This is a genomic window from Streptomyces sp. NPDC017529 (genome assembly GCF_044329785.1).
GTDB lineage: Bacteria > Actinomycetota > Actinomycetes > Streptomycetales > Streptomycetaceae > Streptomyces.
Window position 1 is genome coordinate 406235 of the sequence record NZ_JBIRJY010000005.1, and the last position, 12083, is coordinate 418317.

At 73.8% G+C, this 12083-nt stretch carries 11 protein-coding genes; 3 read left to right on the top strand and 8 right to left on the bottom strand.

What is annotated here, in order from left to right; translation table 11 throughout:
• Positions 1–71: 71 nt before the first annotated feature.
• Positions 72–470, top strand: coding sequence for a DUF1844 domain-containing protein (locus ACH4K4_RS15690; protein ID WP_398167690.1), 399 nt, complete (start codon positions 72–74; stop codon positions 468–470).
• Positions 471–523: 53 nt separating this feature from the next.
• On the opposite strand, the gene ACH4K4_RS15695 is transcribed toward ACH4K4_RS15690, so the two are convergent.
• The 4 genes from ACH4K4_RS15695 to ACH4K4_RS15710 form a co-directional block, all read right to left on the bottom strand.
• A complete protein-coding gene (locus tag ACH4K4_RS15695; RefSeq protein WP_398167691.1) occupies positions 524–1252 on the bottom strand; it encodes an MIP family channel protein in 729 nt (242 codons plus the stop codon).
• A gap of 98 nt (positions 1253–1350) precedes the next feature.
• Positions 1351–2091: an SseB family protein gene (locus tag ACH4K4_RS15700; RefSeq protein ID WP_398167693.1), complete on the bottom strand. Its 741-nt coding sequence runs from the start codon at positions 2089–2091 to the stop codon at positions 1351–1353.
• A gap of 214 nt (positions 2092–2305) precedes the next feature.
• Complete coding sequence (gene mycP / locus ACH4K4_RS15705) at positions 2306–3466, bottom strand: type VII secretion-associated serine protease mycosin (RefSeq protein WP_398167694.1); 1161 nt, start codon at positions 3464–3466, stop codon at positions 2306–2308.
• Positions 3463–4737, bottom strand: coding sequence for a hypothetical protein (locus tag ACH4K4_RS15710; protein WP_398167695.1), 1275 nt, complete (start codon positions 4735–4737; stop codon positions 3463–3465). The genes mycP and ACH4K4_RS15710 overlap by 4 nt, the downstream gene beginning before the upstream one ends.
• 224 nt (positions 4738–4961) lie before the next feature.
• Between ACH4K4_RS15710 and ACH4K4_RS15715 the strand changes: the two genes are divergently transcribed.
• The gene (locus ACH4K4_RS15715) at positions 4962–6179 is read left to right on the top strand and encodes an alanine racemase (protein WP_398167696.1); all 1218 of its coding nucleotides are present in this window, start codon (positions 4962–4964) and stop codon (positions 6177–6179) included.
• Between the two features lie 21 nt (positions 6180–6200).
• On the opposite strand, the gene ACH4K4_RS15720 is transcribed toward ACH4K4_RS15715, so the two are convergent.
• The 4 genes from ACH4K4_RS15720 to ACH4K4_RS15735 all read right to left on the bottom strand — a co-directional run bounded on the left by ACH4K4_RS15720 (position 6201) and on the right by ACH4K4_RS15735 (position 11189).
• On the bottom strand, positions 6201–7499 hold the full coding sequence (locus ACH4K4_RS15720) for a haloacid dehalogenase-like hydrolase (protein ID WP_398167698.1): 1299 nt from the start codon (positions 7497–7499) through the stop codon (positions 6201–6203).
• Positions 7500–7627: 128 nt separating this feature from the next.
• Positions 7628–8440 carry a 3-oxoacyl-ACP reductase gene (locus ACH4K4_RS15725; protein WP_398167699.1) on the bottom strand — a complete coding sequence of 271 codons (813 nt, stop codon included), beginning with the start codon at positions 8438–8440 and terminating at the stop codon, positions 7628–7630.
• On the bottom strand, positions 8441–9808 hold the full coding sequence (locus tag ACH4K4_RS15730; protein ID WP_398167701.1) for an aldehyde dehydrogenase family protein: 1368 nt from the start codon (positions 9806–9808) through the stop codon (positions 8441–8443).
• Positions 9809–9821: 13 nt separating this feature from the next.
• Positions 9822–11189, bottom strand: coding sequence for a glutamine synthetase family protein (locus tag ACH4K4_RS15735; RefSeq protein ID WP_398167702.1), 1368 nt, complete (start codon positions 11187–11189; stop codon positions 9822–9824).
• Between the two features lie 94 nt (positions 11190–11283).
• Here ACH4K4_RS15735 and ACH4K4_RS15740 point away from each other — a divergent pair, with 94 nt between their 5' ends.
• Positions 11284–12030, top strand: a complete 747-nt coding sequence (locus ACH4K4_RS15740; RefSeq protein ID WP_398167704.1) for a FadR/GntR family transcriptional regulator — start codon at positions 11284–11286, stop codon at positions 12028–12030.
• Positions 12031–12083 lie beyond the last annotated feature (53 nt).

Sequence of the window (12083 nt, forward strand, 5' to 3'; positions counted from 1 at the left end):
GGGCCCCACTCGTCGGCGGCCCGGCCATAAGGTTGAGCCGTCCCCCTGAGCAGGAAGTGAAGTACGCAACGATGAGTGACCAGACCCCGCAGCAGCCCGGACCGGCGTCCCCGGCAGGCCCCGCGAACCCCGCCGGCCCCGACTTCGACGCCATGACCCGCGACATCGCGGACGTGCCGGCGGTCGAGGTGATCACGACGGTCGCGGTGCACCTGATGAGCTCGGCGGCGGTCAACCTCGGGCTCGCCGAGGAGGGCGCCCAGCACAAGGACCTGGACGAGGCGCGCAAGCTCATCCAGGCGCTGGCCGGGCTGGTCACGGCGAGCGCCACCGAGATCGGCTCCTACCACGCGGCACCGCTGCGGGACGGGCTGAAGTCCCTCCAGCTCGCCTTCCGCGAGGCCTCGCTCGTCCCCGACGAGCCGGGGCAGGGGCCGGGCGAGAAGTTCACGGGGCCGGTGTACGGATAGCCCGTGCCGGGCCCGGCGGCGTACGGCCTTCCGTACACCGCCGGGCCCGGGGGCTACGTCGCGGCGCGTTCGTCCGCGACCAGCTTGGGCTCCTGCGGCGGGTGGGTGATCTGGTGCACCACCGCGGCCAGCGCGCCGCCGATCAGCGGCGCCACGATGAACAGCCACAGCTGCGACAGCGCGCCGCCGCCCGCGAACAGGGCCGGGCCGATGCTGCGGGCCGGGTTCACCGACGTGCCCGTGAGCGGAATGCCCACGAGGTGCACGACCGCCAGCGCCATGCCGATCGGCAGGCCGTCGAAGCCGACCACCGCCACCTTGTGCGTGACGGCGAGCACCACGAACACCAGCAGGAACGTCAGCACGATCTCGGCCACGAACGCGCCGCCCAGGTTGATGTGCACGGCGGACCGGTCACCCCACCCGTTCGACCCGAAGGCCTCGCTCGTCTTCAGGCCCGGCACCTGCTTGGCGACCAGGAACAGCAGCGCGGCGCCGACGATGCCGCCCAGCAACTGGGCGATCCAGTACTCGGCCGCCGCCCGCGGGGTGATGCGGCGGGCCAGCAGCATGCCGAGCGTCACCGCCGGGTTGAGATGACTGCCCGAGATCGGGCCGAGCGCGTATGCCAGGGCCAACAGGGTGAAGCCGAATGCCAGGGCGATGCCGAACGTTCCGATGTACTCGCCGGCCAGCACAGCGGAGCCGACGGCGAAGAACACCAGGAGCAGCGTGCCGAGGAATTCGGATACGACCGTGCGGGTCTCCGTTGTCGTCTCCATGGGGCCTCCTCGCGCGGATCTTGCTCTCTCCTCGCATTGTGAGCCCCGTCACGGGGTTCCGCCTGTCGGCGGGGGCCCGCTTGCGGCCGGCGCCGGGGTCAGCGCTTGTAGAAGGGTTCTCCCCCGGATTCGGCGCCGGGCGGCAGCAGAGCCAGGTCGAGGCCGCGTACGAGCCGGGAACGCAGCGTCTCGTCGGCCGCCAGGGCCGGGGCGAGGCGCTGCGCGACGGCGGCAGCCGTGGCATCCGGGGCGAGCCCGAGGGCCAAGGTCGCGTCGGCCTCGGCCGAGGGGTCCAGGCGGGCGGTCAGCACGGCCGGCTCGGCGGCCAGCAGGGCGCGCAGCGCGTCGGTGACGGTCCGGTCGTCGCGCGGGTCGGCGCTCTCCCGGCCCTCGGCGAGGGCGCGCAGCGCGGCGCCGGTGAGCTGGTACGTGGCCGGGCCCGCCAGGTCGATGACGACCGTGTCCGCCTTCTCGTGCGCGGCGGCCAGCAGCGCCTGCCGGAGCGGTACGGCCACCGGGCGGGCGTCCGGGCGCCAGCGGTGCAGCGTCTCCATCGACGTGAACGCGGGCAGCGCGCGGCGGCCGTCGGGGGCCTGCAGCGTCGGCACCGCCATATCGCTGGTCTTCTCCCGCTTCAGGCCGTCCGGCCCGGTCTCCACCTCGCCGAGGACGGCGACGACCGGGACGAGGAGCCGGGCCCGGCTCAGCAGAGGCAGGAGCCGGGTCTCGGCTTCCGCCGAGCGGTCCTGGGCGTACGCCGCCAGGGCAGCCGCCAGTTCGGGATCGGCGGAGCCGTCGTCGTCGGAGAAATCGGAGGTGGGGATGTTCTTGGGCTGCACGGTTCGAGCCTAGCGGCAGGGCCCTTTGGGCCCCGGAGTAGGGCCGGACGCCGTTGCGCCTGCGGCGGGCGGTGGCCGCTGCGCGGGGCTGTCGGGTTCGGGGACGGGCCTGCGCGGCAAGCCGCTCCGGCCCGCCACCTTCCGCGGGTGGGGGGAGGGCGGGTGGATGGGTGGTCTGGGTGCGAGGGTGAGTGCCGGGCCGCTTTGCTGGTGGTCAGTGGTGGCGGGTGCGCCAGAAGGCTGCTGATGCGGCTATCAGGGCCAGGCCCGCTGCCGTGGCCGTCCAGGGGAGCCAGGTGTCGTCGCCGTCGGATGTGGCGGCGGTCGGGCCCTGGCCGAAGTAGGGCTTTGCGTAGGCGGCCGCTTCGGGCTTCTGGGGGGTCGGTTTCAGGGCGCCGCCCTCTTTGATCGCGGCGGCCGGGTCGACCATGCCGGCGCCCAGCTCGTCGTTGCGGCCGCCTTCCGGGGCGTCCTGCGCGGTGTCGGTGAGGAGCTTCTTGATCTGGGCGGGGCTGAGGTCCGGGTGGGCGGAGCGGACGAGTGCCACCGCGCCGGAGACGAAGGCGGACGCGGCGCTGGTGCCCCAGCCCTCGTAGTACTTGCGGTCCGGGTTGGCGATGACGACGCCGACGCCGGGCGCGCAGACCGTGGCGTACCAGCGGCGGGTGGAGAAGTTGGCGCGGGAGCCCCACTGGTCGACGGCGGTCACGGCGATCACGCCGGGGTAGGCGGCGGGGTAGGAGACGTGGTCGCCGTCCTTGCCGCCGTTGCCGGCCGAGGCTATGACGGGAATGCCCTTGCCCAGGGCGTACTGGATGGCGGCGTCCTCGCGCGGCTCGGGGTGCGCGGAGCTGCTGTCGTCGCCGAGGGACAGGTTGATCACGTCGGCGCCGTGGTCGGCGGCCCAGCGGATGCCGTCCGCGAGGGCACCGGCGCGTTCCGTACGGGCGCGCCGGCGCTGCGGGTCGCTGTCTTCGAGGATGACGCGGACCGGGAGGATCTTGGCTTCGGGGGCCACGCCGACGACGCCGTCGGCCCGGTCGGCGCCGTGGCCGTGGCCCGCGATGATGCCGGACATGGCGGTGCCGTGCTCCGCCCACGCGCTGTCGCCCGGGCTCGCTCCGAAACCGACCAGGTCGTTGTCGGGCAGTACCTGGCCCTGGAGGTCGGGGTGGTCGGCGTCGACGCCGGTGTCCAGGACGGCGACGGTGATGCCGTCGCCCTTGGTCGTCTCCCAGGCGTCCTGGGCGTGCAGGGCCTTCAGCGCCCATTCCTGGGCACGTATGCCGTCGGCGTGGGCGGGCAGGGCGGGCAGCACGGTCAGCGCGGCTGCGGACAGCGCGACGCCCGCGGCGCGCAGCAGGGGCCTGGTCATTTCGGCTCCGTGGTGGCCTTGGCGGCCTGCTTGCGGAAGGCCTGCTCGGTCCGGTCGGTGACGGCCTTGGCGTCGTGGCCGAGCCCGGATTCGGCGGGGGCGGTGGTGGCGCCGCCGCGGGTGGCCTCGGCGGCGGGCTGCGGGTCGGTGACGGGGCGGCCGTCGGCGAAGCCGGAGACCGCGTAGACGACGACGGGCAGGTCACCGAGGACCTTGATGCTCCAGCTGGCGCGTTGCGCGGGGCCGAACTTCGCGGCGGGGGTGTCCTTGGCGGCGTGCGGGCGGGGCATCAGGTCCGTACGGGTGTCGAGGTGCTCGGCGGCGAAGCGGCGGCGGAGGTCCTGCATCGCGGAGTGGTCGGCCTTGGTGGTGACGGCGCCGGCGGTGACGACGTTGGTGCGGGTGGCGTCGACGTAGGTGGCGCGTACGAGGCGTTCACAGCCCACCGGGGCGAGTGCCTTGGCCAGCAGGGGGTCGAACGCGCCGGCGCAGCCGCTGTCGGGCGCGACGGCGATGCGGGTCCAGGTGCGGTCCGCGCCGCCGGGGCCGGTGCCGAGGCCGTTGAGGGTACGGGGGAAGAGGGTGTCGACGGGGGTGCTGTGCCACACCTCGCGGCCCTGGGCGAAGACGGCCTCGGCGGCGGGGCTGCCGTCGGCGTCGCCGGCGAGCCAGCTGCCGGCGGCGGCGCCCACGACGAGGCCGAGGCCGAGCACCAGCCCGGCGGCGGCGAGCACGCCGCGCCGCACGGGGCGGTGCGAAGCAGCGGCCGGCGGTACGGGCGGGCCGGTGAGCGGCCGGAGGGTGTCGGCGGGCGGCGCCGCCGGCGGCCGGGTGGGGCGCGGTGGCGCGGCGGCGGCACTGCCCGTACGCGCGTCGCCGGGGCCGTTCCAGAGCGCTTCGCTGTTGGCGAGGTGGAAGGCCGCGGTGTCGCGGGGCGTGGCGGAACGGTCCGCCGGGGCCCGGGGCGGGACGGACGGGGGCGTGGGCGCCTGGTCCGTACGCGGCGGGGCGGCGGGGGGCGCTGCCGGGATGGTGCCCGGTGTGTGGGCGGGGCGGGGCGGGATGTTCGCCGGGGACGGGTTGCCTGCCGCGCGCGGGGCGGGCGGTGTCGCGGGCGGCAACGGTCCGAGGCCCGGCTTCGCGGGGCGTTCCGGCGGCACGGGGCGCAGGACGGCGGTGTGCGGGTCCTCGGCGGGGGGCGCCGGCACGGGCGGCTGGGGCGGGACGGGAGGAAGGCGATGCGCGTCGGCGTAATCGGCTTCGGTGCTCACCCGCGCTCCCCCTCGCGCCTGTGTTCCCCGGCCCGACCAGCAATCGGGGCAGGGTGGTTCGTATCCGGACATCACGCCGCTGACCTGCTGGTTGCGGCGTCCGCCACTCTACGGGCTGCCGCCGCCGGTGCTCCAACTCGCCGCCGTACCGGGGCCGCCCCGCGTCCGGTCTGTCGCGTTCTCACCCCCTACCCACCTGTAGGGCCTTCTGGCAGGCTGCGGCCATGTCCCCGTACTCGTGCGACGCAGCCGGTGACCGGGCCCGTTTCGACCGGGCCACCGCCCATCTCGACGCGCCGCTGGCCGTCGTGGACCTCGGGGCGTTCGACGCCAACGCCGCCGATCTGGTGCGGCGGGCGCAGGGCAAGCCGGTGCGGGTGGCGAGCAAGTCGGTCAGGTGCCGGGCCTTGCTGGAGCGGGCGCTGGCGCGGGACGGCTTCGCCGGGGTGATGAGCTACACGCTGGCCGAGTCGCTGTGGCTGGCCCGGTCGGGGTTCGAGGACGTGCTGCTGGCCTATCCGTCGGCGGACCGGGCGGGCTTCGCGGAGCTGGCCGCCGATCCGAAGCTGGCGGCGGCGGTGGCCGTCGTGGTCGACGACGTGGCGCAGTTGGAGCTGATCGACGCGGCACGTCCGGCGGGGGGCGGCGAGGAGGTGCGGGTGTGCCTGGAGTGGGACACCGCCTTCCGGCCGCTGGGCGGGCGGGTGCGGGTCGGCGCGCGGCGGTCGCCGCTGAGCCGGCCGGAGCAGGTGGCCGCGCTGGCCCGCGCGGTGACGCGCCGTCCGGGGTTCCGGGTGGTGGGCCTGATGGCGTACGAGGGGCATGTGGCGGGTGTGGGCGACGCGGTCGCCGGGCATCCGCTGCGGTCGCGGGCCGTACGGGCGGTACAGGCCGCGGCGCGCCGGGAGCTGGCGCGGCGGCGGTGGGAAGTGGTGCGGGCCGTGCGGGCCGAGGCGCCGGACCTGGAGTTCGTCAACGGCGGCGGCACGGGCAGCGTGCAGTACACGGTCGCGGAGGCGGCGGTGACGGAGGTGGCGGCCGGGTCGGGGCTGTACGTGCCGCGGCTGTTCGACAACTACCGGTCGTTCACGGGCCGCCCGGCGGCGGTGTTCGCGCAGCCGGCGGTGCGGCGGCCGGGGGGTGGAGTGGTGACGGTGCTGGGCGGTGGCTATCCGGCATCGGGCGTGGCGGGACGGGATCGGTCGCCGGTGCCGTATCTGCCCGAGGGGCTGCGGTACGACCCGCAGGAGGAGGCGGGCGAGGTGCAGACGCCGCTGCTGGGGGCGGCCGCTGACGGGCTGCGGCTGGGCGACAAGGTGTGGTTCCGGCACGCGAAGGCCGGTGAGATGTGCGAGCGGTTCGCGGAGCTGCAGCTGGTCGAGGGCGACCGGGTGGTGGCGACGGTGCCGACGTACCGCGGGGAGGGCCGCACCTTCCTGTAGGCCGCCCTCCCCGCGTGCCGGTCAGGCGTGGACGCGGTCCCGCTGGTCGGGGACGACCGTGCCGTCGGGGCGGCGGACCGGGCCGGTGCCGCCGTCGGTGTTGGTGTAGCCGGTGGTGGCGCAGGGGTACGTACCGGACTTCTGCGGCAGCGGCTCGATGAACATCGGGTTGACCACCCAGCGGCCGTCGGCGTTGTCGTAGCCGCGGCACATCAGTTCCGGCTGGTTGCGGTTGACGGCCAGGTGCACGCCGGTCGCGTCGTTGACGAAGGTGACGTCGGTGTTGGCGTCGCCGCCGCCGAGCGCGATGCGGTGCGCGGGGTCCTGGAAGCGCCACGCCTCGGCGCCCTTGATCTTGAAGATCTCCTGGTTGATCAGGCAGCGCTTGCCGTCCATGTACGGCAGCACCTCGCCGTGGCCGTCCTTGACGTCGCCGCAGCCGCGGATGCCGGTGGTGAACCGGCCGTTCTTCACCAGGCTGCGGACGCCGATGGTGTGCGCGCGGTCGACGCCGACGCCGCCGGACCAGGCCTCGGCGATGGTCTCCGAGGACGCGGAGACGATGTAGACCTGGAAGCCGGCCGCCTTGAGGGTGCGGATCAGGTCCTTCTGCTGGTCGTAGTAGCGGATGTAGCCGGCCAGCTGGTGGGTGCCGACGGTCTGCTTCGCGCCGATGGGCGCGGCGAGGTTCTCGGTGCGGGCCTGCTGGGCGTACGAGGAGACCTGGGCCGGGGTCAGGCCGGCGAACAGCTGCGGGATCCAGGCGTACTCGGGCTTGGTGCGGCGGTGGTTCCACTCGCCCGCGAAGGCGGCCTGGCCGTCCATGGTGCGGGCCTTGCCGCGGATCTCCATGATCTCGTCGGCGCAGGCGGCGTTCTTCGAGGTGCGCAGCGGTCGGCCGGCGGGTACGGAGGTGCCGCACGCCTTGGTCAGGGCGCGGTCGGCGGCGGTGGTCATCCAGGGGCTGGTGGACTTCCAGCTCTTGGGCCGCAGGATCTTGTCGTGCCGGAGCGACCAGGCGAGGGTGGCGTCGGAGATGTCGTTCTTGACGACGGTGTTGTCCCAGTCGAAGGCGGCGACGGGGCGGCCCTCGGGGCCCGGCTTCGGGTGTGAGCAGCTGCCGCGCTCGTCGATCATGCGCTGGATCTTGGCGCGGTTGTCTCCGTACCACTTGATGTTCTTGGAGAGCTGCGGACAGCTCGTACGCTCCGGGGCCTTCGCGGGGTGCGCGGGCGCGGCGACCGCGGGGCCGGTGGCCGCGAGGGTGGTGACGGTCGCGGCGGTGGCGAGTCCCAGGGCGAGGGCGTGTCTGGTGCGCATGGTTCTCCGGTGATTGGGGCGGAATGTCGGCAGTGACGTTCCTGCGGGCAGAAAAACCCCGGGACCGGCGCGCCGGGGCACCGGTCCCGGGGTGATCTTCGGACTGTATCCGCGAAGAAGGCTGCGGCCTACACGGGTGTGACGTACGCCCCTGCGATCCCTCCGTCCACCAGGAACTCGGCAGCGTTCACGAAGGAGGAGTCGTCGCTGGCGAGGAAGGCGACCGCGGCCGCGATCTCCTCCGGCTCGGCGAACCGGCCGACCGGAACGTGCACCAGGCGGCGCGCGGCCCGCTCCGGGTCCTTGGCGAACAGTTCCTTCAACAGGGGGGTGTTCACCGGACCCGGGCACAGCGCGTTCACCCGGATGCCCTCGCGGGCGAACTGCACGCCCAGCTCGCGGGACATCGACAGCACGCCGCCCTTGGACGCGGTGTAACTGATCTGCGAGGTGGCGGCACCCAGCACGGCCACGAAGGACGCCGTGTTGATGATCGAGCCCTTGCCCTGGCGCCGCATGTAGGGCAGCGCGTGCTTGCAGCACAGGTAGACGGAGGTGAGGTTGACCTCCTGGACGCGCTTCCAGGCGTCCAGCCCCGTGGTGAGGATCGAGTCGTCGTCGGCGGGCGAGATACCGGCGTTGTTGAAGGCCACGTCGACCGATCCGTACGTGTCGTACGCGGTCTTGAACAGCGCCGCGACCTGGTCGGAGTCGGTCACGTCCACCTGGACGAAGGTGCCGCCGACCTCTTCGGCGGCGGCCTTGCCCGACGTCTCGTCGATGTCGGCGCAGACCACGTCGGCGCCCTCGGAGGCCAGGCGGCGGGCGGTGGCCAGGCCGATGCCGCTGCCGGCGCCGGTGATGACGGCGGTGCGGCCGACGAGGCGGCGGCACACGGGGGACGCGCCGGCGCCGGTGGCCGCGGGGGTCTGGTCGGTCACTTAGCTCTCCTCGGTGCTGATGAAGACGTTCTTGGTCTCGGTGAAGGCGGCCAGCGCGTCCGGGCCCAGCTCCCGGCCGAGGCCGGACTGCTTGTAGCCGCCGAACGGGGTCCAGTAGCGGACGCTGCTGTGGGAGTTGACGGAGAGGTTGCCTGCCGCGACCGCGCCGGACACGCGCAGCGCGCGGCCCACGTCGCGGGTCCAGAGGGAGCCGGACAGGCCGTAGTCGGTGGCGTTGGCGAGGCGGACCGCGTCGGCCTCGTCCTCGAAGGGGATCGCGACGGCGACCGGGCCGAAGATCTCCTCGACGGCGGTGCGGTCGTCCGGGCGGCCTTCCAGGACGGTGGCCGGGTACCAGAAGCCCTTGCCCTTGGGAGCCTCGCCGCGGATGGCGGCGGGCGCGTCTTCGGAGACGTAGGACCGTACGCGCTCGCGCTGGGCCGCGGAGATCAGCGGGCCCATCCGCGTCGCCGGGTCGGCCGGGTCGCCCGCGACGAACGCCTTCACGGCGGGCTCCAGCAGCTCCATGAAGCGGTCGTAGACCGGGCGCTGGACGAGGATGCGGCTGCGGGCGCAGCAGTCCTGGCCGGTGTTGTCGAGGAAGGAGCCGGGGGCCGCGGCCGCCGCGCGTTCGATGTCGGCGTCGGCGAAGACGATGTTGGGGCTCTTGCCGCCGAGTTCGAGGGTGAGCCGCTTGGTCTGCGCGGCGCACTTGGCGGCGATGCCGCGGCCGGTGGCGGTGGAGCCGGTGAAGACGACCTTGGCGACGCCGGGGTGCTCGACCAGGGCGTTGCCGGTGACCGCGCCCTCGCCGGGCAGTACCTGGAACAGGCCCTCGGGCAGGCCCGCCTCCAGCGCGTATCCGGCGAGGCGCAGGGCGGTGAGCGGGGTGGTCTCGGCGGGTTTGAGGAGGACGGCGTTGCCGGCGGCGAGCGCGGGGGCGGTGCCCCAGGCGGCGATCGGCATCGGGAAGTTCCAGGGCGCGATGACGGCGACGACGCCCAGCGGCTCCTGAAGGGTGATGTTCAGGCCTCCGGCTACGGGGATCTGCCGGCCGGTCAGCCGTTCCACTCCCCCGGCGGCGTAGTGCAGCAGGTCGGCGACGTTGTTCGCCTCCCACTCGGCGTTGCCCAGGGGGTGCCCGGCCTCGGCCAGTTCGAGCCGGGCGAGCGCGGGGACGTTGTCCCGTACGGCCTCGGCGAACCGCCGCAGTACGCGCGCCCGGTCGCCGGGCGGCAGCGCGGCCCACTTCTCCTGCGCCGCGGCGGCCCGCCGGACCGCGGCGTCCACCTCGGCGGGGGTGGTGACGGGGACGACGGCTTCCAGTTCCTCGGTCGCCGGGTTGATGATGCGCAGCTCTTGCAACACGTCGCAGCTTTCCTTACATGCGCTCGAAGGAGCGGAAGCGCTCCCAGTCCGTGACGGCGGCGTCGTACGCGTCCTGTTCGACGCGGGCCATGTGGAGGTAGTGCTCGACGACCTCGTCGCCGAACGCCTCGCGGGCGATGGGGCTCGCCTCCCAGGCGGCGGCGGCCTCGCGCAGGGTGGCGGGTACGTGGGTGGCGTCGCCGGTGTAGGCGTTGCCCGTACACGCCTCGGGGAGTTCGAGTTCGTGTTCGATGCCGTACAGGCCCGCGGCGACCATGGCGGCGACCGCGAGGTACGGGTTGACGTCGCCGCCGGGCAGGCGGTTCTCCAGGCGGTGGCCGGGGCCGTGGCCGATGACGCGGAGCGCGCAGGTGCGGTTGTCCGGCCCCCAGGCGACGGCGGTGGGGGCGAAGGAGCCGGCCCGGAAGCGCTTGTAGGAGTTGATGTTGGGGGCGTAGAAGAGCGTGAAGTCGCGCAGCGCGGCGAGCTGTCCGGCCAGGAAGTGGCGCATGACCTGCGACATGCCGTACGGGCCCGAGTCGTCGGCCAGCACGGGCTGCCCGGCCTCGTCGCGCAGCGAGAGGTGGATGTGGCAGGAGTTGCCCTCGCGCTCGTCGTACTTGGCCATGAAGGTCAGCGCCATGCCCTCCTGGGCGGCGATCTCCTTGGCGCCGGTCTTGTAGACGGAGTGCTGGTCGCAGGTGGTCAGCGCCTCGTCGTAGCGGAAGGCGATCTCGTGCTGGCCGAGATTGCACTCGCCCTTGGCGGACTCCACGGTCATCCCGGCGGCGCCCATCTCGTTGCGGATGCGGCGCAGCAGCGGCTCGACGCGTCCGGTGCCGAGGACGGAGTAGTCGGTGTTGTACTGGTTGGCGGGGGTCATGCCGCGGTAGCCGCGGTTCCAGGCGTCCTCGTAGGTGTCGCGGAAGACGATGAACTCCAGCTCGGTGCCCGCGTACGCGCTCCAGCCCCGCTCGGCGAGCCGGTCGAGCTGGCGGCGCAGGATCTGGCGCGGGGAGGCGGCGACCGGCGAGCCGTCGTGCCAGGCGAGGTCGGCGGTGAGCAGGGCGGTTCCGGGGTTCCACGGAGTGCGGCGGAGGGTGGCGGTGTCGCCGTGCAGGGCGAAGTCGCCGTAGCCGCGCTCCCAGGAGGACATCGCGTAGCCCTGCACGGTGTTGACGTCGACGTCCACGGCCAGGAGGTAGTTGCAGCCCTCGGTCCCGTGCTCCAGCACCTCGTCGAGGAAGTGCCGGGCGGCGAACCGCTTGCCGGTGAGCCGGCCTTGCATGTCGGTGAAGGCCAGGACGACAGTGTCGATCTTCCCGGCGTCGACGAGCCGTCTCAGCTCCTCGACGGAGAGCGGGGGCGTGCGGTCTGCCACGGTGGTGCCTCCTGTCGCTGCATCCGGAGGTCATAAGGTAGGGCCGCGAACCATTGGTTGGGAAGGGGGCTCGGTGGACGGTACGAGGGATGGCGTGACGGACGGCCGGGGGGCGGGCGGCGCCGACCGGCTGGCGCCCGTGCTGCGGCCGGTGCGGGCGGGCAACGGCTTCGAGGAGGCGCTGGAGCAGATACTCCAGATCGTCCGGCTGGGCCTGGTGCCGGGCGGCGAACGGCTGCCCGCGGAGCGCGAGTTGGCGGAGCGGCTGCAGATCAGCCGGGTGACGCTGCGCGAGGTGCTCAAGGTCCTCCAGGACGAGGGCCTGGTGGAGAGCCGGCGCGGCCGGTACGGCGGCACGTTCGTACGACCGCGCCCGGAGACCGCGGGCGAGGAGGAACTGCGGCGCCGCGTCGAGAAGGTGGACGTCGAGGACACGCTGCGGTTCCGCGAGGTGCTGGAGGCGGGCGCCGCCGGGCTGTGTGCCGCGCACGGGCTGGACGACGCGCAGGCGCGGCGGCTGCGCGAGGCGCTGGCGGCGACCCACGACGCGCCGCTGGCGGACTACCGGCGGCGGGACACGCTGCTGCACCTGACGCTGGCGGAGCTGTCCGGCTCGCCGTCGCTGGCGGCGCAGTACGCCGCGGTGCGCGCGGGCGTCAACGAGTTGCTGGACTGCATCCCGCTGCTGGTCCGCAACCTGGAGCACTCGCAGGCGCAGCACACCGCCCTGGTCGAGGCGGTGCTGGAGGGCGACGCGGACGGCGCGCGCGAGGTGATGCGCGAGCACTGCCGCGGCACCGCGGCCCTGCTGCGGGGCTTCTTGACGGGGCCGCCTTCGTAACCAGTCTTTTACGCAGGGGGCTTGCGCTCGGCCGCACGGTGACGCAAAGGTGT